Annotated in this window: 22 protein-coding genes; 12 read left to right on the top strand and 10 right to left on the bottom strand. The window is 67.9% G+C overall.

The window, feature by feature from the left end; translation table 11 throughout:
• Window positions 1-93: 93 nt before the first annotated feature.
• From ACIBCN_RS30840 to ACIBCN_RS30820, 5 genes are all read right to left on the bottom strand, one after another.
• Window positions 94-1,263, bottom strand: coding sequence for a hypothetical protein (locus tag ACIBCN_RS30840; protein WP_396995226.1), 1,170 nt, complete (start codon window positions 1,261-1,263; stop codon window positions 94-96).
• Window positions 1,264-1,341: 78 nt separating this feature from the next.
• On the bottom strand, window positions 1,342-2,715 hold the full coding sequence (locus tag ACIBCN_RS30835) for a sensor histidine kinase (protein WP_396995225.1): 1,374 nt from the start codon (window positions 2,713-2,715) through the stop codon (window positions 1,342-1,344).
• On the bottom strand, window positions 2,712-3,422 hold the full coding sequence (locus ACIBCN_RS30830) for a response regulator transcription factor (RefSeq protein WP_396995224.1): 711 nt from the start codon (window positions 3,420-3,422) through the stop codon (window positions 2,712-2,714). Before ACIBCN_RS30830 ends, ACIBCN_RS30835 begins: the two co-directional genes overlap by 4 nt.
• A gap of 162 nt (window positions 3,423-3,584) precedes the next feature.
• Window positions 3,585-3,971: a hemophore-related protein gene (locus ACIBCN_RS30825; protein WP_396995223.1), complete on the bottom strand. Its 387-nt coding sequence runs from the start codon at window positions 3,969-3,971 to the stop codon at window positions 3,585-3,587.
• Window positions 3,972-4,113: 142 nt separating this feature from the next.
• Entirely contained in the window at window positions 4,114-6,135 is a 2,022-nt protein-coding gene (locus ACIBCN_RS30820) for an AMP-binding protein (RefSeq protein WP_396995222.1), read from the bottom strand.
• A gap of 316 nt (window positions 6,136-6,451) precedes the next feature.
• Here ACIBCN_RS30820 and ACIBCN_RS30815 point away from each other — a divergent pair, with 316 nt between their 5' ends.
• The 5 genes from ACIBCN_RS30815 to ACIBCN_RS30795 all read left to right on the top strand — a co-directional run bounded on the left by ACIBCN_RS30815 (window position 6,452) and on the right by ACIBCN_RS30795 (window position 13,184).
• Complete coding sequence (locus tag ACIBCN_RS30815) at window positions 6,452-10,189, top strand: ATP-binding protein (RefSeq protein ID WP_396995221.1); 3,738 nt, start codon at window positions 6,452-6,454, stop codon at window positions 10,187-10,189.
• The gene (locus ACIBCN_RS30810) at window positions 10,186-10,599 is read left to right on the top strand and encodes a roadblock/LC7 domain-containing protein (protein ID WP_011207200.1); all 414 of its coding nucleotides are present in this window, start codon (window positions 10,186-10,188) and stop codon (window positions 10,597-10,599) included. The genes ACIBCN_RS30815 and ACIBCN_RS30810 overlap by 4 nt, the downstream gene beginning before the upstream one ends.
• 7 nt (window positions 10,600-10,606) lie before the next feature.
• Window positions 10,607-10,981, top strand: a complete 375-nt coding sequence (locus tag ACIBCN_RS30805) for a DUF742 domain-containing protein (protein ID WP_040731099.1) — start codon at window positions 10,607-10,609, stop codon at window positions 10,979-10,981.
• Window positions 10,962-11,564, top strand: coding sequence for an ATP/GTP-binding protein (locus tag ACIBCN_RS30800; RefSeq protein WP_014981574.1), 603 nt, complete (start codon window positions 10,962-10,964; stop codon window positions 11,562-11,564). The genes ACIBCN_RS30805 and ACIBCN_RS30800 overlap by 20 nt, the downstream gene beginning before the upstream one ends.
• 120 nt (window positions 11,565-11,684) lie before the next feature.
• Window positions 11,685-13,184 carry a carboxyl transferase domain-containing protein gene (locus tag ACIBCN_RS30795; protein ID WP_396995220.1) on the top strand — a complete coding sequence of 500 codons (1,500 nt, stop codon included), beginning with the start codon at window positions 11,685-11,687 and terminating at the stop codon, window positions 13,182-13,184.
• Window positions 13,185-13,298: 114 nt separating this feature from the next.
• Here ACIBCN_RS30795 and ACIBCN_RS30790 read toward each other — a convergent pair whose 3' ends face one another.
• Complete coding sequence (locus ACIBCN_RS30790; protein WP_396995219.1) at window positions 13,299-13,721, bottom strand: type II toxin-antitoxin system VapC family toxin; 423 nt, start codon at window positions 13,719-13,721, stop codon at window positions 13,299-13,301.
• Window positions 13,721-14,041 carry a FitA-like ribbon-helix-helix domain-containing protein gene (locus tag ACIBCN_RS30785; protein WP_396995218.1) on the bottom strand — a complete coding sequence of 107 codons (321 nt, stop codon included), beginning with the start codon at window positions 14,039-14,041 and terminating at the stop codon, window positions 13,721-13,723. The genes ACIBCN_RS30790 and ACIBCN_RS30785 overlap by 1 nt, the downstream gene beginning before the upstream one ends.
• A 279-nt stretch (window positions 14,042-14,320) precedes the next feature.
• On the opposite strand from ACIBCN_RS30785, the gene ACIBCN_RS30780 reads away from it, so the two are divergent.
• On the top strand, window positions 14,321-15,175 hold the full coding sequence (locus ACIBCN_RS30780) for an aldo/keto reductase (protein WP_396995217.1): 855 nt from the start codon (window positions 14,321-14,323) through the stop codon (window positions 15,173-15,175).
• Here ACIBCN_RS30780 and ACIBCN_RS30775 read toward each other — a convergent pair.
• On the bottom strand, window positions 15,172-16,275 hold the full coding sequence (locus ACIBCN_RS30775) for an NAD(P)-binding domain-containing protein (RefSeq protein WP_396995216.1): 1,104 nt from the start codon (window positions 16,273-16,275) through the stop codon (window positions 15,172-15,174). The genes ACIBCN_RS30780 and ACIBCN_RS30775 overlap by 4 nt on opposite strands.
• 90 nt (window positions 16,276-16,365) lie before the next feature.
• Between ACIBCN_RS30775 and ACIBCN_RS30770 the strand changes: the two genes are divergently transcribed.
• The 6 genes from ACIBCN_RS30770 to ACIBCN_RS30745 all read left to right on the top strand — a co-directional run bounded on the left by ACIBCN_RS30770 (window position 16,366) and on the right by ACIBCN_RS30745 (window position 22,914).
• The gene (locus ACIBCN_RS30770; protein ID WP_396995215.1) at window positions 16,366-17,094 is read left to right on the top strand and encodes an enoyl-CoA hydratase; all 729 of its coding nucleotides are present in this window, start codon (window positions 16,366-16,368) and stop codon (window positions 17,092-17,094) included.
• The gene (locus ACIBCN_RS30765; protein WP_396995519.1) at window positions 17,094-18,236 is read left to right on the top strand and encodes an MBL fold metallo-hydrolase; all 1,143 of its coding nucleotides are present in this window, start codon (window positions 17,094-17,096) and stop codon (window positions 18,234-18,236) included. The genes ACIBCN_RS30770 and ACIBCN_RS30765 overlap by 1 nt, the downstream gene beginning before the upstream one ends.
• A 40-nt stretch (window positions 18,237-18,276) precedes the next feature.
• Window positions 18,277-18,576, top strand: a complete 300-nt coding sequence (locus tag ACIBCN_RS30760) for an antitoxin (protein ID WP_396995214.1) — start codon at window positions 18,277-18,279, stop codon at window positions 18,574-18,576.
• Window positions 18,577-18,627: 51 nt separating this feature from the next.
• Window positions 18,628-20,961 carry an ATP-dependent DNA ligase gene (locus ACIBCN_RS30755; protein WP_396995213.1) on the top strand — a complete coding sequence of 778 codons (2,334 nt, stop codon included), beginning with the start codon at window positions 18,628-18,630 and terminating at the stop codon, window positions 20,959-20,961.
• A gap of 75 nt (window positions 20,962-21,036) precedes the next feature.
• Window positions 21,037-21,216: an antitoxin gene (locus ACIBCN_RS30750; protein WP_396995212.1), complete on the top strand. Its 180-nt coding sequence runs from the start codon at window positions 21,037-21,039 to the stop codon at window positions 21,214-21,216.
• A gap of 390 nt (window positions 21,217-21,606) precedes the next feature.
• Entirely contained in the window at window positions 21,607-22,914 is a 1,308-nt protein-coding gene (locus ACIBCN_RS30745) for a lipase family protein (RefSeq protein WP_396995211.1), read from the top strand.
• A 102-nt stretch (window positions 22,915-23,016) separates the two neighbouring features.
• Here ACIBCN_RS30745 and ACIBCN_RS30740 read toward each other — a convergent pair whose 3' ends face one another.
• Entirely contained in the window at window positions 23,017-23,673 is a 657-nt protein-coding gene (locus ACIBCN_RS30740) for an ammonium transporter (protein WP_396995210.1), read from the bottom strand.
• A 220-nt stretch (window positions 23,674-23,893) separates the two neighbouring features.
• Entirely contained in the window at window positions 23,894-24,568 is a 675-nt protein-coding gene (locus ACIBCN_RS30735) for a hypothetical protein (protein WP_396995209.1), read from the bottom strand.
• Between the last annotated feature and the right edge of the window lie 26 nt (window positions 24,569-24,594).

Genomic DNA, 24,594 nt, shown 5'->3' with positions numbered 1-24,594 from the left:
CGAGACGGGCCGCGAACGGCGCTCGTAAGACTCGCGCGTGCGGTGGCTGGTTTGGGTGGTCCGTGCTCCAGATCTCCGGGGTGCGGGCCATTTCTATTGTCGGACAACCTCGACCGGATCGGTCAGCGCGAGTGCCAGCGCAGACTGTTGGGCGCTGCTGCGCTGGGGGAGTGCCTCGACGGCCTTGTCGGTCTGCGCGCTCAGGTTGCCGACGATGGTCTGCAGCTGGGTGACGCCGCCGGTGAGTTGGCTGATGGCGCTGACCAATTGGGTCCCGCCCTCGTCGGCGAGCCGGGGCAGGTCCGTGGCCAGCTTCGCGCCTTCGTTCAATTGCGCACTGGCACTGGTCAACCGGTCGACCACGGTGTGTAGCAGGGTGCCGAGATCGGTGTTCGGGTCGACCGCGCCGCCCACCAGCGAGCCGAGGCCGCTGAGCTGCGACCCGGCCTGACCCGAAATGCCATGCAGGGCTTCGAGCTTCTTGATGATGTCGGCCAGCGCCGGATCGTCGGCGAAGGGCAGCGCGCGCAGCGGCGGCAGAATCTGGTCCAGGCCCGAGCTCACCGTATTCGCCGTCTGCTCCACCTGCGCGATCGTGATGCCGGTCGAATCCAGTGCGGCGGCAAGCTGATTCGCCTGCGCGGTCGCGCCGTCGACGGTCGAGTTGAGCAGCGCGATGGCCGAAGTCAGTTGTGCCGAACCCTCTTTGGCGAAGTTCAGGAAGCCGAGCAGCTGGCCCGCGCCCGAGCTGAACTGCTCGGTGCCCGCGGCGGCCGCGCTCACCCCGGCCTTCAGCAACTGCGCGGTGAACTGCGCCTGCGTCATTTGGCTGCGCGCCTGCCCGACCGCGGACAGCGCGGCATCCACCCCCGCCGCGCCGACCCGGTGCGTTACCTCGGTGACCGCGCCGTTCACCAGATCAGAGTCCGCGCCCCGGTGCGTGTCCACGGTGACCTTGGCCCGGCGCGGCTGCGTCCCGGCCAGCGTGCCCATGGATTCGGTGAGGTCGGCGGGCAGGGTGATCACCGCGGCGTAGTCGTCGGTGCTTGCCTCGCCAGGCTTGGCCGCGGTCCATTCGTAACCGCCCGCGTCCTGCAACGCCTTGATCACCTTCGCCCCCGTCGGCCCCGCATCAGCGTTGACCAGGGCGATACCGGTGGGCCCGTGGTCCGATCGGCTGCACGCGGTGAGCCCGGCGCCGAGCGCGCCGACACTGACAAGAGCAACGGCGAGAAGACCCCAGCGGGCGCGTTTTCCGATCACAGCCCGACCATAGAACCCCCGCATAACCCCTGCGCTGGCGATTCTATGAGAGTTCGCTAAGGACCGCGGGCGCGCCGCTCAGCGGGTAGCGGGGGCGGGCAGGTCGAGGACGAGGCGGATGCCGCCCAGCGTGCCATCGTCGAAATAGGCTTGGCCGCCGTGCAATTGGGCCTGTTGAGCGACCAGGGCGAGGCCGAGGCCGGAGCCGCCCTTGCTGGCCTGGCTGCCGCGGAAGAAGCGGTCGAAGACGGCCTGGCGCTCGTGCGGTGGGATGCCGTGACCGTTGTCGTCGACGCTGATGACGATGTGGCCGTTCGGTGCTCGGTGCGCGGACACCAGCGCCTCGGTGGCGCGGCCGTGCTTGACCGAGTTGGCCAGCGCGTTGTCCACCGCGAGGCGCAGGCCCGCGGGCAGGCCGCGGGTGACCAGCTCGGTATCGCTGTCGATGCGGACCTTCAACCCGGGGAAGTGCCGCATGGCGTCGTGCGCGGCCTGGTCGCACAGGTCGCCGACATCGGTGGCGACGTGGTCGCGTTCGTTGGTGAGGTCGCCGGTGGCCAGCCGTTCCAGCGCGGCGAGGGTGGTCTCCACCCGGCCCTGGCTGCGTTGCAGGTCGGCGAGGATCTCCGCGCGCTGTGCCTCGTCCAGGTCCAGGGTGCGCAAGACCTCCAGATCGGTGCGCATGGCGGTGAGCGGCGTGCGCAGCTCGTGTGCGGAAACGGCGGCGAAATCGCGCGCGGTCTCCAGCGCGGCGGCGGTCGCCGATTGTGCCTGGTCCACTCGCTGCAGCATGGTATTCACCGCGTCGGCAAGCCGTTCCGCCTCGCGCACGCCCGACCCGTCCACCGGTGTCTGCGGGTTCCGCGGATCGGGCAGCCCGCTGCGCGCGTCGACCTGACGGGTGAGCCGCACGATCGGACGCACCGCACGCCCGGCCAGCAGCCAGCCGAGCGCCGCGGCGGCGGCGATGGCGAACAACGCGCCGCCGAGCACCCAGCGCTGCTGCTCGGCGGTCGCGGCGGCCGCCGACGCGGCCGGGATGCCCATCGACACCACCCGGCCGGGCGGCTGGTTCTCGGTGGTGGAGAGGATCCGGTAGGGCGTGCCGCCGACCGTGACCGTCCGCGAACCCGGTGCCAGATCGGGCAATTGGGTCGGCGTGCTCGCGATGACGTTGCCGTCCATCCGGACGGTGACCGCGATGTCGTTGGTCAGCCCGGGCACGAAACCGATGACCCGGACGATGATGACCGGTTCGATCGGCACGATGCGCGCGGCGACCGCGAGCTGCTGATCGGATTGCCGGATATTGTTGCGCTCGATCGCGTGGATGCTGATCACGCTGATCACCGAGACGATCACCACCGCGCCGGCCGCCGCCGCGCCCGCGACCCGGGTGCGTAGTGAAAAGGCCGGGCGCCGACGGGTTTTCGACGCGGGTGCCGGCGTCACTTCGGTGCCCGCAGCACGAAACCGACCCCGCGGATCGTGTGCAGCAACCGGGGCGCGCCATCCACCTCCAGCTTGCGCCGCAGATAACCGACGAAGACGTCGACCACATTGGTGTCGGCCGCGAAGTCGTAGCCCCACACCAGTTCCAGCAGCCGCTCCCGGCTCAGCACCACGCCGACATTGCGCGCCAACGTGGACAGCAGCTCGAATTCCCGCTTGGTGAGCTCGATTTCGATGCCGTTGAGCAGCGCGCGATAGCCCGCGACATCGACCTCCAGCGGTCCGACGGTGATCGCGCCCGGCGTGGTCGGCGACTGGGTGTCGGTCCGCCTGCGCAGCAGCGCCTTGATCCGCGCGACGAGTTCGGCAAGCACGAACGGCTTGACCAGATAATCGTCGGCCCCCGACTCCAGCCCCGAGATGCGGTCGTCCACCGAGGCCCGCGCGCTGAGCACGCAGATCGGTACCTCGTTGCCCATCGCGCGCAACGCGGTCACCACCCCGGCACCGTCGAGCACCGGCATGTTCATATCGAGCACGATCGCGTCCGGCGCGTGCTCGTTCACGCTGCGCAGCGCCTGCCCGCCGTCCCTGGCCACCAGCACATGGAAGCCGGAAAGCCGCAGCCCGCGCTCGACCGACGCGAGCACGTCCTCGTCGTCATCGACGACGAGGACGGTCGGGGTCATAGGTGTCACATCAGTCATTCTGCTCCCCCGCCTCTCCGAGACTTCAGGCCAGACTCGCGTGTCGCGACTGTGGCGTCGGCGTCCGGCGGTGAGACGGCGGGCAGGTCAGCCGGTACCCAGCGAGTTACCCATGTACTCACGAGATCAGTCGACCGGTGATCTTCAGGGAAGAGACAGCAGTTAGTAGTTGTGGCAAGAATCGGCGACGGCCTGGATGGTCTCGCGCAACTGGCCGTAGCGCGGGTCGTTCTGGGCCTGCTGTACCGCGTCCGGGTTGTTGTCGATGGCCTGCTGCAGTTCCGCGCGGCGCTGCTCGACCGGCTGATCGAACTTGCGCTGCAGCTCGGCCTTCTGCGACGGGTTCGCGTCGAGCATCTTGGCGAGCTGGGGCGCCTTGTCGTGCAGCGCGGCGTCGACCTGGGTGAACGAACAGTCCGAACTCAGCAGCGGACCGGCGAGCTCCATCGGGCCTGCCGACGCGATCGCGGGGCTGAGCAACACGGCAACGGTGGCCAGTCCGCCCGCGGCGAGTGCGGCGACGGCGGGACGGCCAACAGAACGCTTCATGGGTGTGACTCCAGTTCGTCGAGGGGTTAGTGCCTAGCGTCCTCGACGCTAGGCCGCCGCACTGGCACCTGTGTGAACGTTCTCTAAGGAATCTCTGAGCACACGCCAATCCCTAAGCGGGAGAACGATTTCGCAAGGAAGGTCAGGCGGGTGAGCCCACGTCCGGTGTCGCCACCGGCTCAACTCGGTTCGCGTTGTGGATCTGCTCCTCCAACGCGTCGAGCACCGCGGGATCCTCGATGGTGGACGGAATTTCGTACGGCTCACCGGCGGTGATCTGCCGGATGGTCTTCCGCAGGATCTTGCCCGACCTGGTCTTCGGCAGCGCGGTGACGATCACGGCGTCGTGCAGCGTGGCGATCGCGCCGATCTGCGAGCGCACCCGTTCGATCAGCTCGTCGCGCAGCCGCGCCGGGTCCACCTCGACCCCCGACTTGAGCACCACGTACGCCAGCGGCCGGTGCCCCTTGAGCTCGTCGGGCAGCCCGATCACCGCGCACTCGGCCACCGCCTCGTGGCCCGCGATGGCCGCCTCGATGCTGCCCGCCGACAACCGGTGCCCGGCCATATTGATCACATCGTCGCTGCGGCCGAGCACGTAGAGGTAGCCGTCCTCGTCGAAGTAACCGGAGTCGCCGGTGAGGTAGTGGCCGGGGTAGGCGGACAGATACGAACGCTGGTAGCGCGCGTCGTCGTTCCACAGTCCGGTGAGCGTGCCGGGCGGCAGCGGCAGCCCGATCACGATGTTGCCCTCGGTATTCGGCGGCACCGGGTTGCCCTCGGAATCGAGCACCCGCAGCCGGAAACCGGGCACCGGTACCGAGGCTGAGCCCGCCTTGATCGGAAGTTGTTGCAGGCCAAGAGGGTTCGCGCAGATCGGCCAACCGGTCTCGGTCTGCCACCAGTGGTCGACCACGGGGCAGTCGGTGCGATCGGCGAGCAGCACCTCGTCGGCCCAGGCATAGGTCGCGGGATCTAGTCGTTCGCCCGCGCAGAACAGCGCGCGCAGCGACGACAGGTCGTGGCGGTGTGCCAGCTCGGCCTCCGGATCGGCCTTGCGGATGGCGCGCAGCGCGGTCGGCGCGGTGAACAGCACGCGAACATTGTGTTCGGCGACCACCCGCCAGTAGGCGCCCGCATCGGGTGTGCCGATCGGCTTGCCTTCGTACAACAGCGTGGTCGCGCCGACCAGCAGCGGCGCGTAGACGATGTAGGAGTGTCCGACGACCCAGCCGACATCGGAGGCCGTCCACATCACCTGGCCCGGGCCGATGTCGTAGATATTGCGCATGGACCAGGCGAGGGCAACCGCGTGTCCGCCGTTGTCCCGAACCACCCCTTTGGGTTTCCCGGTGGTGCCCGAGGTGTACAGGATGTAGAGCGGATCGGTCGCGGCGACCGGGACCGGCTCGGCCAGTGGCGCATCTCGGACAGCGTCGTCCCAATCGAGCCATTGGGCCGCGACGGTCTGTGCGGAACTCGGCAGCGATTCGGTCGCGGCCTGCGGCGCGGAGAAGTGGATCGTCGGGAACTGCGGCCGCTGCTTCACGATCACCGTGCGCGGCGCGGTGGTCTCGGCGAGGTCCAAGGCTTGCAACACAATCGGCGGATATTCGAGCTGTTTGCCCGGTTCCAGGCCGCCCGATGCTGTGATGATCAACACGGGTTCCGCGTCGTCGATGCGCGCGGCGAGCTCGGGTGCCGCGAAGCCGCCGAACACCACCGAGTGCACCGCGCCGATCCGCGCGCAGGCCAGCATGGCGATCACGGCTTCGGGGATCATCGGCAGGTAGATGATGACGCGGTCGCCCGCGACGACCCCGAGGCGGCTCATCGCGCCCGCGAATCTGGCTACCTTTTCGAGCAATTCGGCGTAGGTGAAAACGCCTCTGGTGCCGGTCATAGCGGAGTCGTATATTAAGGCGGGCTGATCAGCTAAGCCCCCCTCCGCCGCGGAGCCACCGTGCACATGCCGGTCGAGGGTGTTGAAGGAGGTGTTGAGGCGAGCGTCGGTGAACCACCTGGCCACCGGGCGAGCGGCCGGGTCGATGATCTGGGTTGGTGGCACCACCCAGTCGATCGCTTCAGCCGCCCCGGCCCAGAACTCGGCGGGGTCGACCAAGCTGGTCTGATAGACCGGTCGGTACTCGTGCCGCACGTTCAAACCCGTGACTCCCTAGCCTCGCCTCGATGCCCGCCTCGATAGATCTGGTTGATTGTGGCAGACTTCACGCGACGCCCGGGTGGGTGTTGTGACCTTTGGTTTTGCCTGGAACGGCCAGGTCAAGGATCGCATGCTTACTCGGAGTCACCCAAGAAGTTATTGATCCGTTAGAATCTGATGTCACTTATTTGGGCCGTCGTAGACGCAATTTCTCGGCCAGCCGCAGTTCTCGGCCAGCTCCGCCTGTCGAGCCAGTATGCGTGTGGAGGTTCGCTGATGGCGCGTGGTTGGGGCCAGTTTGGAAAGTGAGTGGGAGATGCGTGAGGCCGCTAGGTCCGGCAGAAGGCGCTGGGCGCTCGGCAACTGGGACCTGCGCTGGAAGGTGACGGCAGTTCTCGCCGTCCCCCTGGCAGTCGCGGTAGGCCTTGGCGTGTCCAGGATTTCATCGGAGTTCACCAACTCGGGTCGGCTCGCCGACGTCGCGGAGAACGTCCAGGCCATCCCGGCCGTCACCGCGCTCAGCGCGCAGACGGCGACGGTGGTCGGTTCGCAGATGATCGCCATCGCGGCGAATGTGTCCGTGGTGACGGATCAGAACCTCGCCGATCTCGACAAGGCGATTGCCAACGCGGAGAAGGCCGCTGACAAGTTGAGCGGTGTCTCCGGTGCCCGCCCGGCCTTGGACAGCATGCTCACCCAGGCAAAAGCTGTTCGCCAGCAAGGCAAGAACGTCAGCACCGGGCCGACTTCCGACGCCATCGGTCTGATCGACCGGGTGCGCAACGACAGCGTGCGGATCGTCGAGACGACGGTCGGTCAGGTCAGCGACACCGCCGTCGACACCGCCAAATTGCGTCTGGTCGACTCGCTCAACACTCGGGCCACGCTGGTCGGCGAGGTCGCCGCGTTCCCGGATGTGTTGAAGAACCCGAAGGTCGGCACACCCGGCTTCCTCACCGCGGCCAATACCGAGCGCTCGCTGCTCGGTGTGCTGTCGCATCGGTTCTCCGACGGCGACACGTCGATCGCCGATCTGCGCGCGGGCATCGACACCCGCGTTGCGCTGCTGAACAGTCCGGAGTCGCAGGCAGGCACGGTTCCGGTCGGTGAATTGAAGAAATCGCTGACCGACAGCCTCGCGGTGTACGAGCTCGTGGTGAGCCGGGCGACCAAGGACATCGACGGCGCGATGAACTCGCTGGTGTCCACCGCTCAGCGCGACGCGTGGACCTACACCGCCGTCGTCGTGGCCACCATCCTCGCCGCGCTGTTGCTCGCCGTGTTCGTCGCGCGCTCGATGATCGTGCCGCTGCACCGGCTTCGCCTCGCGGCGCTGCGGGTCGCCGAAAGCGATCTGCCGCACGAGGTGGCCCAGCTCCGCACCGGCGCCTCACCGGAAGAGGTTCCGCTCGAGCCGATGCCGGTGCGCAGCACCGAGGAGATCGGCCAGCTGGCCCGCGCCGTCGACGACATCCACGGCCAGGCGCTGCGTCTGGCGAGCGACCAGGCGCAGATGCGTTCACAGGTCAACGACATGTTCGAGACGCTGGCCCGGCGATCCAAGTCGCTGGTCGACCATCAGCTCAGCCTGATCGAGGCGATGGAGTACGACGAGAAGGATCCACGCCTGCTGGAAAACCTTTTCCGGCTGGACCATCTCGCCGCCCGCATGCGCCGAAACGGCGACAACCTGCTCATCCTGGCCGGCACCAGGCAGCGCCGCGCCAAGTCCGCGCCGGTCGAGATCGCCGACGTGCTGCGCGCCGCGATCTCCGAGGTCGAGGACTACGAGCGAGTGAAACTGGGTGCCACGCCACGTGGTTCGCTGGTCGAGCCCGCCGCCTCCGACATGGCGCACCTGTTCGCCGAGCTGCTGGACAACGCGCTGCGTGCCTCCCCGCCGGAGACCGACGTGAAGTTCACCTTCGCGCAGGCGCACGACCAGGGCATGCTCATCGAGGTGGCCGACCGAGGTATCGGTATGCCGCCGTCGGAGATGGCCGATATCAACCGGCGGTTGGAACAGACCGCCGAGCCGGGCCCCGATACCGCCAGGCACATGGGTCTTTTCGTGGTCGGCAGGCTGGCCGAGCGGCACGGTCTCACGGTGCGGCTGCGGCCCACCTTCGACACCGCGCGCGATCCCGGTGTCACGGTGACCGTGCACGTTCCCGGTGCGCTGATCGTGGCGGGCAAGCCGATCACGGCCCAGCCCGTCACCCCGTCCCCGCAGACACCCGAGCGGCCGCGGCCGTCCGCCCCGTCGTCGATGCAGATGCGGTCGGTCACCCGTACTCCCGGCGGCAACGTCATGGTGACCGTCGATCCCGGCGTCAGCGGGCCGATCCCGGTCAGCAATCCGAATGCCACGTCCAGCGGGCCGATTCCGGCCGGTGGTGGGCTGCCGCAGCGGCAGCCGGGCAATTCGATGGCGTCCGGGCTGCAGTCGAACGCGCAGCAGGCGGGTCCGACGCTGCGACCCGCACCGGGTCAGCAGGCCAGCGGACCGCAGCGCGGCAAGCTCGCCGCCGCGAACCTACCCAAGCGCAACCTCAACCCCGGCGGTCCGCCGCCGCCGCGCCAGCCGGGCGGCCCAGCCGAGCCGACCGTGACGGGTCTGCCGCCGCGGGACGCGAATTCGGGCGAGCTGCCCAAGCGTCAGCCGGGCAGCAACGGCGTGCCGCAGCCGAGCATCAGTGGCCTTGCGCAGCCGCCGAGCGGGCTGCCGCAGCGGCAGCGTGGCGAGAACGGGCTGCCGCAACGGGATTCCGCCCCCGGCGGACTGCCGCAGCGTGACCCGAGCGCGGGTGGGCTGCCGCAGCGGGACAGCGGTTCGGGTGGGTTGCCGCCACGGCAGACCGGGCCGAATGGGCTGCCGCAGCGTGAGGGCTTGCCCCAGCGCGATCCGAACGCCGGTGGTCTGCCCCAGCGCGATCCGAACGCCGGTGGGCTGCCGCAGCGTGATCCGAGTGCCGGTGATCTGCCGCAGCGCGAGTCCGCGTCCGGTGGGCTGCCGCAACGCGATCCGAGCGCGGGCGGGCTACCGCAGCGGGAGCCGACAGCGGGTGGCCTGCCGCGACGTCAGCGTGGCGAGAACGGGCTGCCGCAGCGCGAGTCCGCGTCCGGTGGCCTGCCACAGCGTGATCCGAACGCGGGTGGTTTGCCGCAACGCGATTCGAGTCTGCCGCAACGCGATCCGAGCGCGGGCGGGTTGCCGCAGCGGGAGTCCGCTTCGGGTGGTCTGCCGCAGCGTGACCCGAGTGCCGGTGGTCTGCCGCAACGTGAGCCGACGGCCGGTGGTCTGCCGCAACGTGAGCCGAGCGCGGGTGGTTTGCCGCAACGCGATTCGAGTCTGCCGCAACGCGATCCGAGCGCGGGCGGGCTGCCACAGCGGCACGCCGCGGCGGCGAGCCTGCCGCAGCGGGACGTGACGCCGACCGGACTGCCGCAGCGCCAGCCGGGCACCCAGGTGCCGCCGAACCTGCCGCAGCGCGAACCGGGCGAGGGTCTGCCGCAGCGGGACACATCGCCGGGTCTTGGTCTGTCGCAACGGGGTCGGGGTACGCTGCCCGGCAACGACGAACAGCCGAAGGACGCGGAGGCCGCAGGAGGCGATCCAGGCAGGCACAGTTACCGAGCCAACCCGACGAGGACCGCGTCGTTCTTCCAGACGAGGCTCCAGCCCGCAGTCGAAACCGGCGATTCCGTCATGGGCGGAACACCAATTTTCGCGGAAATGATGTCGGCATGGCTGTCAGACCCGAATATGGACAGGTCCACCGTGGCCGCCTCCTTCGAATCACCGGGTGATGAAGGTTGGCAGGCGGCCCGCGCGGCCAGCGAGGCACAATCCGAAACAAGGACGGCGGCTGGGTTGCCGCAACGCAATCCGGGCGGAAGGCTGGTCCCGGGCGCCGTCAACGGTGCGGTGGATCGGGCACCGAGCCGTGATCCAGAAACAATCAGGTCCAGCCTGAGTCGCCATCAGCAGGGCGTCCGGGATGGCCGCGCAATGAGAGCAATGAACTTAACCGGAGATAAAGGAGACCGATGAACCCCGATCTAGGTGGTACGAATCGTCAGCTGGATTGGCTGGTTTCGAACTTCGCCAACGAGGTTCCTGGCGTAGCCCATGCCGTCCTGGTCTCGGCTGACGGCCTACTCATGGCCGCGAGTGCTCAGCTGCCCGTCGACCGTGCCGAGCAGCTGTCGGCCGTCACCGCCGGACTGGCCAGCCTCTCGGTCGGTGTCTCGAACCTGTTCGAGGGCGGCACCGTGCTGCAGTCCGTCGTCGAGATGGAGCACGGCTACCTGCTACTCATGGCTGTCGGCGACGGCTCGTACCTTGCCGTGTTGACCAATACGTCGTGCGACATCGGTCAGGTCGGCTACGAGATGGCGTTGTTGGTCGAGCGGGTCGGCCAGACAGTCCAGGCCACGCCACGCGTCACGATGGGTTCCTGATGGTGGGATGGACATAGAAGATCACCGCTTGGGGAGCGCCGAGCCCAGTCTCGTTCGCCCATACTCGTTGACCGCAGGCCGAACGAGGCCCGCGGTCGAGTTGGCGTTGGAGGCACTCGTCGCATCGCATCCGGTCGCCCTGGAGCGGCAGTTCGAACTGACCAACATCGAGACGTCAATCGTGGAGTTGTGCAGAGAATCGCCGTCCGTCGCCGAGGTAGCAGCCCGATTGGGTATCCCCATCGGGGTGGCTCGCGTGCTGGTTGCCGACCTGATCGAGGCCGGGCATGTACGCGTTTCGGCGACTTTGAAAGACGATTCCAGCGACGATGAACGTCGCGAGCTGATCGAAAGGGTTCTCAGTGGACTCCGGCGTATTTGATTCGACGGCGCAGGTCGACACCCGCACCAGCAAGCCAACGTCGGCGAAGATCGTTGTCGCCGGTGGTTTCGGTGTCGGTAAGACCACGATGGTCGGTGCTGTCTCGGAGATTGTTCCGCTGCGCACCGAGGCATTGGTAACCAATGCCAGTACCGGAATCGATAATTTGACGGGCATTCCGATGAAGTCGACCACCACCGTGGCGATGGACTTCGGCCGGATCAGCCTCGCCGACGACCTGGTGCTGTATCTCTTCGGTACGCCGGGCCAGTACCGATTCTGGTTCATGTGGGACGACCTGATCCGCGGTGCCATCGGCGCCGTGGTGCTGGTCGACACCCGCAGGCTCGAGGACAGCTTCGCGGCCGTCGACTACTTCGAAGCGCGCGGCCTACCATTCCTGGTGGCGCTCAACGAATTCGACGACGCGCCCCGATACCCGATCGAGGACATCCGGCAGGCCCTCGCGGTGCCTGCGGACGTGCCGATCCTGTCCATCGACGCCCGGCGGCGCGAGCCGGCCAAGCAGGCCTTGGTCGCGCTCACCGAGTACGCGTTGCGCAAGGTGATGCAGGGTTACTGAGTTACTCGCGCGGCATCCGTAGCGACTGCTTGCAGGTCGCTCGAAAGGGTCGGCAGCGAGTGCTTGCGGGTCGCTCGAAAGGTCCGCATCCGTTCGATACCGAGTAGTTAAGCTCCCTCGGTGAAGAGTTCTGCGCGCGAGCTGCTCGGGCAACTGCTCGACACCGACTCGTATGTCAGCTGGGACCGGCCACCGATCACGGTGGCCGCGACCCCGCGATACCGCGAGGCGTTGCACAAGGCTGCGGTCGCGGCGGGCACCGATGAGTCGGTGCTCACCGGCGAGGGACTGCTGCGCGGGCGGCGCGTCGCCGTAATCGCCTGCGAGTTCGGCTTTTTGGCGGGTTCGATCGGCGTCGCCGCGGCCGAACGGATCGTCACGGCGGTCGAACGGGCCACCGAACTCGGGCTGCCACTCGTCGCTTCGCCGACCTCCGGTGGCACCCGCATGCAGGAGGGCACCGTCGCGTTCGTGCAGATGGTGAAGATCGCCGGTGCCGTCGCCGCGCACAAGGCGGCGGGCCATCCCTATCTGGTCTACCTGCGCAACCCCACCATGGGCGGCGTGTTCGCCTCGTGGGGTTCCTTGGGCCACATGACTTTTGCCGAACCCGGCGCGCTGATCGGCTTCCTCGGACCTCGCGTCTATCAAGCCCTGTACGGCCAGCCGTTTCCCGAGGGCGTGCAGACGGCCGAAAACCTTTACCGCCGTGGCGTTATCGACGGTGTCGTCACGATCTCGATCTTCCGCCGCATCGCGCATCGCGCGCTCAGTGTCTTCGGCGGAATGTCGAATTCAATTGCGGGCGAACAAGTTCCGATTCACGACCAGAAGCAGGCGGCCGCGGTTGTTTCGGCGTGGGAGTCGGTGGTCATATCGCGACGCCCAGACCGTCCTGGCATTCGTGACCTGCTTCGCCATGTGACACAACGGGTTCCGCTGAGCGGCACCGGGCAGGGCGAGTCCGACCGCACCGTGGTGCACGCGCTGGCGCGTTTCCGCGGCCAGCCGTGCGTGGTGTTCGGACACGACCGCGCCGGGCAGCAGGGCGGGTACTCCATGGGGCCCGCCGCGCTGCGTGAAGCGCGGCGCAGCATGGCGCTTGCTGAAGAGTTGCGGTTGCCGCTCGTCCTGGTGATCGACACGGCGGGCGCCGCCCTGTCGAAGGAGGCCGAGGAGCGCGGATTGGCCCCCGAGATCGCCCGCTGCATCGCGGATTTGGTGACCTTGGCCACGCCGACCGTCTCGGTGCTGCTCGGCCAGGGCACCGGCGGCGGCGCGCTGGCCCTGCTGCCCGCGGACCGCGTGCTGGCCGCCGCCCACGGCTGGCTGGCCCCGCTGCCGCCGGAGGGTGCCAGCGCCATCGTCTACCGCGACACCGACCACGCCCCGGAACTGGCGCAATCGCAACGCATCCGCGCCGCCGATCTGCTCGCCGACGGCGTGGTCGACCGCATCGTGCCCGAATTCCCCGACGCGGCCGACGAACCGGTGGACTTCGCCCGCCGCATGGGCGCCGCCATCGCCGACGAACTCACCCACCTCCGCGACCGCCCCGACACCGAACTCCAATCCCTCCGCAAACAGCGCTACCGCAGACTCGGCCTACCGAAGGGCTGAACCGGCACTATGTCGCGATTGGCCCGCGACATCCGAATGCGGGCTTCGGCGGGTAAATCGAACGCAGCCGACCGAATTCGGAGTGCATATCCTGTCGGAGATGTCGTGTGCCGATCAGTGCTCGGTGCCGGTGGACGGATCGAACACGCGCACACCGCGTTCGGCGAAATCTTTCACATTCTGTGTCACCAGCATGGCGTCATGGGCCAGGGCGATAGCGGCTACCTGTGCGTCGGTTACTTCACCGGCAGTTGGTTTCGGCCGTTTCAACATCAGATGGGCGTAGCAGAACGCGGCCGAGTAGTCGAAGGTAAGGATGCGATCGGCCTGAAGCAGCGGGGCGAACACAGCGTCAGCCGCAGCCATCAGCGTGTCACGTTTACGGCCTTCTGCCATAGGGTAGATGCCCTTTGTCACTTCCATGACTGTGATGGATGTTGTGTAGAAGTCGGTGAGGGTGGCCAGCCATGCCGCGACGACTGGATTCTTCTCCGGAATCATCGCTGCCGAAATAACGTTCGTGTCGAGTATCAGCACTACGTCGCCGAATCTTCGTGCCGTGCTCCGATTTCCGGTACCTCTCCATCGAGTGCTTGCCGTAGTTGGGCCAGCCGTCCCAGCAATGCCGCGCCGGAAAGCGGGTTGACCACCGGGGCCGGATCGGCGTCGTCATCGGCTGCGCGCGTGAGGATGGCGCGAACCTCGGCTTCCATGGACCGGCCGTTACGGTTGGCGCGGCGCTGAATGGACGCTTTGGTCGACGGGTCAAGGTTGCGCACGTTGAGGTTTGTCGGTACGGCCTTGCGGACCGCTTTGGTGGTCTTCGACTTGGCCTTGGGGGTCTTGGTAGTCGCCATGCCCTCAATGCTACCGAGATGCCCTCATAATGCACTCAAATATTGTTCCCGGTAACTCCGCCGACTCGATGTGCTGCGACATCGCCTAGGCCGTTGGTGCCTTCGACTCGGTGGCCGATCTCGGTGCGTAGCGCGGCTTACCGAGTCGCGTAGCGCGGCTTATCGAGTCGTGGCCGTCACTGCCGGTCGGCGAGAAAGTGCAGGTCGAGCGGTAAATTGGGGGTCAACACGCCAAGGGGCAGCGTTGACGGCTCGCCGCCACACTTCTACCGTCGCAGGGTGACCTTCAGAAGCGAGACCAACGCCATCCCATCGATCGTCCTGAACGACGGCAACGTGATCCCGCAGCTGGGCTTCGGCGTTTTCCAGGTGCCAGACGACGATGTGACCCCGGTGGTCACCGCGGCGCTGGAGGCCGGTTACCGCAGTATCGACACCGCGGCGGTCTATGGGAACGAGGAAGGCACCGGTCGCGCGATCCGCGAGTTCGGCCTGCCACGCGACGAGATCTATGTCACCACCAAGTTGTGGAACTCCGAGCAGGGTTTCGATTCGACGCTGCGCGCCTTCGACACCAGCATGAAGAAGCTCGGCCTGGACTACCTCGACCTGTACCTGATCCACTGGCCGGTGGCGGTGGCCGATCGCTACGTCGACACCTTCCGTGCCTTCCAGGCGCTGAAGTCACAGGGCCGGATCAAGTCGATCGGGGTCTCCAACTTCACCACCGCCCACCTGGAGCGGCTCACCGGCGAGACGGGTGAGACCCCGGTGGTGAACCAGATCGAGCTACATCCGCGGCTGGCTCAGCGCGAACTGCGCGACTTCCACGCGGGCCATGCCATCGCCACCGAGGCGTGGAGCCCGCTCGGCCAGGGCACCTTGCTCGACGACAAAACCATCGCCTCGGTCGCCGCCGCAGTCGGCCGCACCCCCGCCCAGGTCATCATCCGCTGGCACCTCCAACTCGGCAACATCGTCATCCCCAAGTCGGTCACCCCGTCCCGGATAGCGGAAAACATCGACGTCTTCGCCTTCGAACTAACCCGCGACCAAATGGACGCCATCAACGCCCTGAACACCAACACCCGCGTCGGCGCCAACCCAGACACCATGACCGCAGGCCTGAACTAACCGAGCCCCAGGTAGGTGGTCAGCTCTGCGGCCGCGGCGCGTCCTGCGCGGTTGGCGCCGATGGTGCTTGCCGATGGGCCGTAGCCGATCAGGTGGATGCGGGGGTCGGTGGCTACCTGGGTGGCGAGGCGGCCGGTCATGGTGATGCCGCCGCCGGGGCCGCGTAGTCGCAGCGGTGCCAAATGGTCCAGGGCGCTGCGGAATCCGGTGGCCCACAGGATCACCTCCGCGTGCTGGAAGGAGCCGTCCGCCCAGCGCACGCCGTCCGGTTCGATGTGGTCGAACATCGGTAGTCGATGCAGCGCGCCGCGGGTCTGCGCGGCCCGGAGGCGGTCGTCGAGCCGCAGCCCGGTCACCGAGACCACCGAACCCGGCGGCAACCCCCGGCGCACTCGGTCCTCCACCTTGGCGACCGCCGCGCGGCCGTCCTCGGGGCCGAACGACGCGTCGCGGAAGATCGGTTCGGTCCGCGTCACCCAGGTGGTCGAGGTGACCTGGGAGATCTCGTCGAGCAACTGCACCGCCGAGATGCCGCCGCCGACCACCACCACGTGCTTGCCTGCGAACTCCGCCGCGGTGCGGTAGTCGTGGGTGTGCAGCTGCCGTCCGGCGAAGGTCTCCGCGCCGCGATAACGCGGGATGAAGGGATGTTCCCAGGTGCCGGTCCCGTTGATCAGGCCGCGCACCCGGATGGTGCCCGCCGAGTCGGTCTCCGCGTTGAGGATCGGTCCGTGCTCGGCCGGGCTCCCGTCCTCGGTCCGGTCACACACCACTTTCACCGAGACCTGTCGGCGTACCCGCAGATCGAAGTGCTTTTCGTAAAGCTCGTAGTAGTGCGGCACCGCGGTCGCCGCGGGAGCCGACTCCGATCCGGGCGGCAATGTTTCCGCGAACGACATGCCCGGGAGGTCGTGCACCCGATTGACCGTGGTCAGGGTGAGCGACGGCCAGCGGAATTGCCAGGCCCCGCCCGGACCGGGTGCATGGTCCACGATGAGAAAGTCCTGTTCGGGGCGTAGCCCGAGCCGCCGCAGGTGATAGCCAGCTGACAGTCCGGCCTGACCAGCGCCGATCACCAGGAGGTCGAAGTCTGTCGGCACAGCCGAAGATCGTATCCGCTTGAGCGGTCTGCGCCGTCGGCTGTGGCAAAGTGAATGTAACTAGACGGATCGTTCAGTTGGGGAGGTCGCATGCTCGGAGTTAGCCGAGACGGTGACGTGGTGACCATCGAACTGCAGCGAGAGGAACGGCGCAACGCGCTCAACCTCGAGCTCATTACGCTGCTGCGCGAAGCCGTGCTTGCCGCCGTCGCCGATGACGCGCGGGTGATCGTGCTCACCGGACGCGGCCCGATCTTCAGCGCGGGCGCGGATCTTTCCGGCGTCTATTCCGACGAGTTCCTCGACGGCCTGCTGGAGATGCTGCACACCATCGAGGCCGTGCCGGTGCCGGTGATCTCGGCGATCAACGGCGGCGCGCTCGGCGCGGGCGTGCAGCTGGCCCTCGCCTCGGACCTGCGGGTCATCTCGCCGGAGGCCTACATCGCGATTCCCGCGGCCAAGCTGGGCATCTCGGTGGACCAATGGACGGTGCGCAGGCTGGCGTCGCTGATCGGCGGCGGCCCGGCCAGGACCATCCTGCTCGGCGCGGAGCAGGTGTCGGCGGCCGACACCTACAGCTTCGGCTTCGCCAACCGGCTCGGCTCGCTGGCCGACGCGCAGGCATGGGCCAAGCAGATCGCCGAGCTCGCGCCGCTGTCGCTGCGGCACATGAAGCTGGTGCTCAACGACGACGGCACCCGCGAGCCGGACAACGCGCAGCAGCGCGCCGCGCTCGAGGCCGCCTGGTCCAGTGCCGACGCGCAGGAGGGCCGATTGGCCAGACAAGAGAAGCGCGCCGCGAAGTTTACGGGGCGATGATGAATATTCGCAGCATTGTCGGCACCGCGGCGGGCGCGCTCGGCCTCACCTGGGTGGTTCGCGCGGCGTGGGGGATACCGTCCGCGATGGGCGCCTCGATCTCCGCCATCCAGCCGTACGCGACCGGCGCGACCACCTACCGCGACCGTCAGTTCCACAACACCGAGCCGAGCAGCCAGCTGGCCGCCGGATCGGCACCGTCGCTGCTGGTTTCGGCGCTCACCAGGCGCAACGCGGGCCGTCCTACCGGGGTGATCCCGTTGCAGACGCCGCAGCTGCCGGAGACAGCCGCCGGCCTGGCCGTCACCTGGTTCGGGCACGCCACCGCGCTCATCGAGATCGATGGCTATCGGGTGCTCACCGATCCGGTGTGGAGCGAACGGGTTTCGCCGTCCGCGCTGGTCGGCCCGAGCCGGATGCATCCGATGCCGACGCCGCTGTCGGAGCTGCCCGCGCTCGACGCGGTGATCATCTCGCACGATCATTACGACCATCTGGACAAGGACACCGTCCGGGAGCTCGTGCTGCGCCAGACCGCGCCGTTCCTGGTCCCGGTCGGCATCGGCGCGCACCTGCGGCACTGGGGTGTGCCGGAGCATCGGATCATCGAATTGGATTGGGGCGGTTCGGTTTCGCTGACCGCGCTCGGCCGGGCGCACGAGGGTTCTGATCTGGTGCTCACCTGTACCGAGGCGCGGCACTTCTCCGGGCGCGGCCTGATCCGCAACACCACGCTGTGGGCGTCCTGGTCCATCGTCGGCCCGACCAAGCGGGCGTACTTCGGCGGCGACACCGGGTACACCAAGGCGTTCGCGGAAGCCGGTGCGGCGCTTGGCCCGTTCGATCTGACGCTGCTGCCGATCGGCGCCTACGACGAGCGCTGGCGCGATGTGCACATGAACCCGGAGGAGGCGGTGCGCGCGCACGCGGATCTGTGCGCGGGCGAGCCCGGCCACGGCCTGTTGGTGCCGATCCACTGGGCGACCTTCAATCTGGCGTTCCACGGATGGTCGGAGCCGGTGCGGCGGATGGTGACCGCGGCCGAAACGGCAGGTACCGCCATCGCGGTGCCCATGCCCGGCCAGCGGGTCGAGCCCGGTAGCGCCCCACCGCGGGATTCGTGGTGGGAGGATGTGGGTTGACGACATCGGTGCTAGTGGGCTAGAGGAAGGAACGAACGCTATGAGCTTCGCGGATACTCTGAAGGGCCTCGTCGGCAAGGGCAAGGACGCGGCGGCCAAGAACGCGGACAAGATCAACGACGCCATCGACAAGGGCGGCGACTTCATCGATCAGAAGACTCAGGGCAAGTACTCGGACAAGATCGCGAAGGGCAAGGAGGCCGCCAAGAAGGTGGTCCCGCCGGAGGATCAGCCTGGTGCGCCTGGCCAGCCGGGCGGTGCGGGTGCGCCGGGCACCACGCCGGAGACGCCGAGCGCCACCGATACCCCGGGTACCGACCCGTCGGGCCCGCAGATCTGACGAGCGGCGGGGACCCGCAACCTGTCGGTCCCCGCCTCTAAAATCGTTCTCATGGCAGCGCGCCGGAGCTTCGGTGGCATCGAGGTTGAGCTCAGCAACCTCGACAAAGTGCTGTATCCGGCCACCGGCACCACCAAAGGCGAAGTCATCGCCTATTACTCGGCGATCGCGCAGGCCATGCTCCCGCACCTGGCCGGGCGCCCGGTCACCAGGAAGCGCTGGCCCAACGGGGTCGACGAGCCGTCCTTTTTCGAAAAGAACCTGCCCGCGCACGCGCCGTCCTGGCTCGAGCGGCACACCGTCCAGCATTCCGACCGCAAGGTCACCTATCCGGTCATCGATTCCGAGGCCGGGCTGGCCTGGCTCGGGCAGCAGGCAGCGCTGGAAGCCCATGTGCAGCAATGGCGTTTCGACGGCGACGCGGTGGGCCCGGCGACCAGGCTCGTGTTCGACCTCGATCCGGGACCAGGTGCCGAATTGGCCGAGTGCGCACGGGTCGCGCTCGCGGTACGCGACATGATCGAGGACATCGGCCTGCGCGCGTTCCCGGTGACCAGTGGTAGCAAGGGAATTCACATCTACGTGCCGCTCGAGCGCGAGATGAGCTCCAGCGGCGCCTCCACGGTGGCCAAACAGGTGGCCACGAATCTCGAACGGCTACATCCGGATCTGGTGACCGCGACGATGGCGAAGTCGGTGCGCGGCGGCAAGATATTCCTGGACTGGAGCCAGAACAACGCGTCGAAGACCACGATCGCGCCTTACTCGCTGCGCGGGCGCGCCGAACCCACCGCGGCGGCCCCGCGCTCCTGGACGGAAATCGAACGCCGGAAGAAGCTGCGGCACTTGCGCTTCGACGAGGTCCTCGCCCGCTGGCAGGACGACGGCGACCTGCTCGCCGAGCTCGATCCGCCGCTGCCGGAGGGTGCCACCGGGTCGGCGGAGTCCGGTGCCGACGCGCTGGCGAAGTATCGGTCGATGCGCGATCCCGCGCGCACCCCCGAGCCCGTCCCCGCCGACCGGCCGGAGCCGGGGGAGGGCAATCGCTTCGTCGTGCAGGAACATCATGCGCGGCGGCTGCATTGGGATGTGCGGCTGGAGCGCGGCGGCGTGCTGGTGTCCTGGGCGGTGCCGAAGGGCCCGCCGACCAGCACGGACCAGAATCGGCTCGCCGTGCACACCGAGGACCACCCGCTGGAATACCTGGACTTCCACGGCGCCATCCCGCAGGGGCAGTACGGTGCGGGGGAGATGACGATCTGGGATTCCGGCACCTACGACACCGAGAAGTGGCGCGACGACGAGGTGATCGTCGAATTCCACGGCCAGCGGCTCACCGGCCGCTACGCGCTGATCCAGACCAACGGCAACCAGTGGCTGATGCACCTGATGCGCGAGCAGCACGGTGCCGATCCGAACGGCGCCGAGGACAAGGCGAAAAGGCTTGGCGCGGAGCCGAGTACGCCGTCCGGCCGGATAATTCGCATATCGAGCGGGCCGTCGCCGTTCCCGCGCGGACTCGCGCCCATGCTCGCCACCCCCGGCGATGTCGCCGAGCAGGATGCCGGCGAATGGTGCTTCGAGACGAAGTGGGACGGCTTCCGGCTGATCGCCGAAATAGAGTCCGGCACCCTGACTTTGCGCAGCCGAGTGGGCAATGTGGTCACGGCGAGGTATCCGGGGATCGCGGCGCTCGCCGACGAATTGGCCGGGCACAGCGTGGTATTGGACGGCGAGGCGGTGGTGTTCGACGACCACGGCGTCGCCAATCTCGGCCTGCTGCAGGCGGATGCGGCGCGGGCCGTGTTCGTCGCCTTCGACGTGCTGTATCTGGACGGCACTTCGCTTGTCCGCAAACGCTATTCGGATCGACGCCGGGTGCTGGAGGCGCTCGCCGGGACCGCGCCGTCGATGATCGTGCCGCCTCGGCTGGACGGTACCGGCGCCGACGCGGTGCGCTACAGCCAGGACCACGGCATGGAGGGCGTGGTGGCCAAGCGCAAGGATTCGGTGTATCTGCCCGGCAAGCGCGGCCACTCGTGGGTGAAGCAGCGCAACTGGCGCACCCAGGAGGTGGTCATCGGCGGCTGGCGGCGCAGCGACGCACGGAACTTCAAGTCGCTGCTGGTCGGCATTCCGTACGAGGGCAGGCTGATCTATGTGGGCCGAGTCGGCACCGGATTCAACGAGACCACCATGGTGGAGTTGGCCAAGCGCCTCGGCAGCACAGAGCGCAAGACCAGCCCCTTCGACAACGACCTGACCGCCGAGGAACGCAAGGAGGCGGTCTGGGTGACGCCGAAAATCCATGGCACGGTGCGCTTCATGAACTGGACCGAAACCGGCCGCCTATGGCACCCGGCATGGCTCGGCGCTACGGACTGAGCGGCGGGAGACTCGGTTCAACAGCGCCTATTACAGTGATCCGCGGCGGGACCCCTCTCGAACAAGGAGTACACGGTGGACTTCAAGAACCTGGCGAACAAGGCGATGGACCTGGCCCAGCAGCACGCGGACAAGGTGGAGACCGTCATCGACAAGGCGGGCGATCTCGTCGACCAGAAGACCGATGGCAAGTTCGCCGGCCAGGTCGATTCCGCCCAGGAAGCCGCCAAGAAGGCCCTCCGCCAGGAGAAGTGACCTTCCGTCGAGGACATGGCCCGGCACGTAGCCCGGCAAGTCGACTGCGCCAAGGGCACTTTCGACCTCTCCGGCCGACGGCCGAAGGACATTCGCGGCGATCGGGCTGACCATGGATGACCGCTGCCGAGTCCGCTGATCTGCCAGTACCGTGAGTGCCCCGAGGCCGGAGTGCGTCGGCGCAGCGTTGCACCCGGCGCCCTCCGTCGCGCCTCGCCGGATTTGGGGGAGGCCTCCATGCGCAGCAGCCACGGAACGGGCGGGGTCGATGGGCCTGCGCTACTGGTGCGAGTCGGCCGAATGTGTCGTTCCGGCAACAAATTAGGGGTGTCGGCGAAACGTCGAGCGAGTGCCGACGGGTTCGGCCACCGGCAAGGTAGGTTGCCTGCCATGGCGACTCCGGACGGAATCGGTAGGGGGACGTCGCTCCTCGGCAGCACGGCAACATCCGACACGCCGGTCCGGCGCCTCGGCGCGGCGCTAGCGAGGGTCGGCTCGTCGGCGACCATAGCGGCCGCGTTGGTCCTGGCCTCGTCGCTGAGCACGGCGCCGAACGCGCACGCCCAGGTGCCACCGCCCGACGCGGACCCGTTCTACGCCGCGCCCGCCGACCTCGCCGCCTTTCCCGAGGGCGCAATCGTCGACTCGCGCCAGACCGCGTTGTTCGGTCTGCCGCTGCCGGTTTCGACGTGGCAGGTGAAATATCGCAGCACCGACGCGAGCGGCACCGCGGTCGCCGACGTGGCCACGGTCATGGTGCCGATGCTGCCGTGGCCCGGGCCCGGCCCGCGTCCGCTGCTCTCGTACCAGATCGCCGAGGACAGCCTCGGTTCCCGCTGCGCGCCGTCCTACGCGCTGCGCGGCGGCGGGGACCCCGGCGGCACGCAGGCATTGATCGACACCCCGTTCATGGCCGACGCGCTGCGCCGCGGCTGGGCCGTGGTAACCAGCGATCACGAGGGCCCGCAGTCCCGGTTCCTCGACGGCGTCAATTCCGGACGCGGCGTGCTGGACGGTATCCGCGCCGCCCGCGACCTGGCCGCCGCCGGGCTCGGCCCAGCGACTCCCCTTGCCGCGTGGGGCTATTCGGGTGGCGCCTTCGCCACCCTGTGGGCCGCGCAGATGCAGCCGCGGTACGCGCCGGACATTCATTTCGCGGGCATTGCCGCCGGCGGCGTTCCGTCGAATTGGCCCGCCATCGCCCAACACGTGGACGCCACCATGCAGGCGGGGCTGGCCATGCTGATCGTCATCGCGGCCACGCGCGATAATCCGGGCGCCGGAATCATGGACCTGCTCAACGATCGTGGCCGCGCGATGATCGCCGCCGACAGCGCGGCCTGCGGTCCAGACCTGGTGGGTAAGTACGTCAACGCGCGCGTCGACGACTACGCCGCCGTCCCGAACCTGTTGGGGCAACCGGCCTTCCGCGCGGCGACCGACCCGCACGAACTCGGCACCCCGGCGCCGGTTGTCCCGATGTACCTGTACCACAGCACCAGCGACGACGTGGTCCCCGTCGCCGGGTTCACCGACCTGCTCGGCCGGTATTGCGCCCAGGGTGCCGCCATCACCTCGGTGCATTCGCTAGTGCCCGGCCACAATCCGACCGCCGTCGTCGAGTCGTTCGGCGCGATGTCCTACCTCGCGGACCGGGTGGCGGGTGTGCCGGTAGCGCCCGGCTGCCACGAGCGGTAACGGGGTTCGAGCGGTAACGCGATTGCCTTGGCAGGCCCAACAACGACGCGGCCCGTACCGAATCGCTGAGGATTCGGTACGGGCCGCGTCGGTAGGTGCGCGTCAGTTCTTGGCGCGCCCGGTCTCGTCCATCCACTTGGTGGACCCCGGCGGCGCGGTGAGCGTGCTGATCAGGTCGATGCCCGCCACGATCAGCGTCGGGCCGCCCGCGACGATGGTGCCGATGATCCCGCCGACGGCCGCCCCGGCCAGCACGCTGGCGATCACGGTCGGTCCGCCGAGGATGCCGGTGAGTCCGACCAGGGCACCGATGATGGTGCCGATGAATCCGCCGATCGCGGTCGCGATACCGAACTGCGACAGGAACGAGTCCTGCGCGCGCTGGTTCTCGAACGGCGAGGCGATCGGGGTAGCGGTGACCGGACGCGCCTGCGCGACGTCCTTGACCACGGTCAGCTCCAGCACCCGGCCCGCGTCGCGAACCGCGTGCGGCAGCGGGAACTCCAGCCCGTCCTGCCGGAACGCCAGCGGCATGCTGACCACCGTGTTTCCGGCCTCGTCTTTGACGTCGACGACATTGCCGGCCACTTCGAACGATCCGCCGGTCAGCGTGGTGACGATCGTGTCCCCCACCAGTTTTGCCTCATAGCCGATCCCGGGGGTCGGCACCACGGCAGGCTGAGCGTGTGCCGTGCCCGCGCCGACCGCGATGGCGGCGACGAGCGGCACGGCGGCCGCGGTGATTGTGCGGAGAATCATTCGGGTGTTCCATTCTTCATCAGGTTTCAAGCAGTAGAGAACGCCGCGCACGTCGAATTCCTTTCCCCCACTGTGATGCGCGGTCTTGATGTGATCCGGAGAACAGCTACTCCGCAGATAACTCTACCTCTAGAAAATAGGTTTAGCCCCTGAAATAAGGGGCATAGGCACCCTTTGAAGACCGTGAATCCGGTTATAGCGGTTAGCTATTCGGGCCGGATCAATGCAGCACATTGATCGCGCGCGCGATCACCAAGGCCGCCAGAATCAGCGAGATGGCCGACTGCGCCATCATCAACGCCTTCGCCCAGCGCGACATCGGCATCACGTCGGTCGGGCTGAACGCGGTGGCGTTGGTGAACGACAGATACAGGTAGTCCACGAACTGCGGCTCCCATTCCGGGCTCGTCAATTCGGGGTTCTGCATCTGCACGAACATGAAGTCGGGCAAGGGCTTTCGGGCGTGCGCCCGGGCCGCGGGGCCGCCGCGATCGAACTCCCAGTAGCCGAGGCCGAACACCACCACATTGGTCAGCCAGACCGCGCCGCCGGACCCGAGCAGCCGGGCCGGATCGTCACTGAGCGTCCCGTCGATCAGTCCGACCACCAGTCGATCCGCCGAGTACGCCGTCGCCACCCCGAGTAGCCCGACCAAGCCGAGCCCGAGCCACCGCAGCCAGGTCTCTTCCCGGTTTACCCGCGCCGGGTTCGCGACCACGACGACCACCAAAAGCAGCGTTTCCAACCCGGGCAGCAACCATCCAGGCTCGGGCAAGAATCGATCCGGCAACACCATCTGCAGCCCGATAATGGCCAGCACGGCAGCCGTCGCCGCCAGCCGTGACTCACCGGCGGTCCGCCGCTGCCAAGCCGGTACCTCGTCGCCGTCGTCCACCCGGCAAGTATCGCCCGCGACGGCCG

It is taken from the genome of Nocardia sp. NPDC051052 (assembly GCF_044456045.1).
Lineage (GTDB): Bacteria > Actinomycetota > Actinomycetes > Mycobacteriales > Mycobacteriaceae > Nocardia.
This window is presented reverse-complemented; position numbering and strand designations above follow the sequence as displayed.

Excerpts from the sequence above, each read along its gene's own strand:
- ACIBCN_RS30830 (WP_396995224.1), bottom strand. The coding sequence starts at position 3,422 with ATGACTGATGTGACACCTATGACCCCGACCGTCCTCGTCGTCGATGAC.
- ACIBCN_RS30825 (WP_396995223.1), bottom strand. The coding sequence starts at position 3,971 with ATGAAGCGTTCTGTTGGCCGTCCCGCCGTCGCCGCACTCGCCGCGGGC.
- ACIBCN_RS30815 (WP_396995221.1), top strand. The coding sequence starts at position 6,452 with ATGCGTGAGGCCGCTAGGTCCGGCAGAAGGCGCTGGGCGCTCGGCAAC.
- ACIBCN_RS30810 (WP_011207200.1), top strand. The coding sequence starts at position 10,186 with ATGAACCCCGATCTAGGTGGTACGAATCGTCAGCTGGATTGGCTGGTT.
- ACIBCN_RS30805 (WP_040731099.1), top strand. The coding sequence starts at position 10,607 with ATGGACATAGAAGATCACCGCTTGGGGAGCGCCGAGCCCAGTCTCGTT.
- ACIBCN_RS30785 (WP_396995218.1), bottom strand. The coding sequence starts at position 14,041 with ATGGCGACTACCAAGACCCCCAAGGCCAAGTCGAAGACCACCAAAGCG.
- ACIBCN_RS30770 (WP_396995215.1), top strand. The coding sequence starts at position 16,366 with ATGCTCGGAGTTAGCCGAGACGGTGACGTGGTGACCATCGAACTGCAG.
- ACIBCN_RS30765 (WP_396995519.1), top strand. The coding sequence starts at position 17,094 with ATGAATATTCGCAGCATTGTCGGCACCGCGGCGGGCGCGCTCGGCCTC.
- ACIBCN_RS30760 (WP_396995214.1), top strand. The coding sequence starts at position 18,277 with ATGAGCTTCGCGGATACTCTGAAGGGCCTCGTCGGCAAGGGCAAGGAC.
- ACIBCN_RS30755 (WP_396995213.1), top strand. The coding sequence starts at position 18,628 with ATGGCAGCGCGCCGGAGCTTCGGTGGCATCGAGGTTGAGCTCAGCAAC.
- ACIBCN_RS30745 (WP_396995211.1), top strand. The coding sequence starts at position 21,607 with ATGGCGACTCCGGACGGAATCGGTAGGGGGACGTCGCTCCTCGGCAGC.
- ACIBCN_RS30740 (WP_396995210.1), bottom strand. The coding sequence starts at position 23,673 with ATGATTCTCCGCACAATCACCGCGGCCGCCGTGCCGCTCGTCGCCGCC.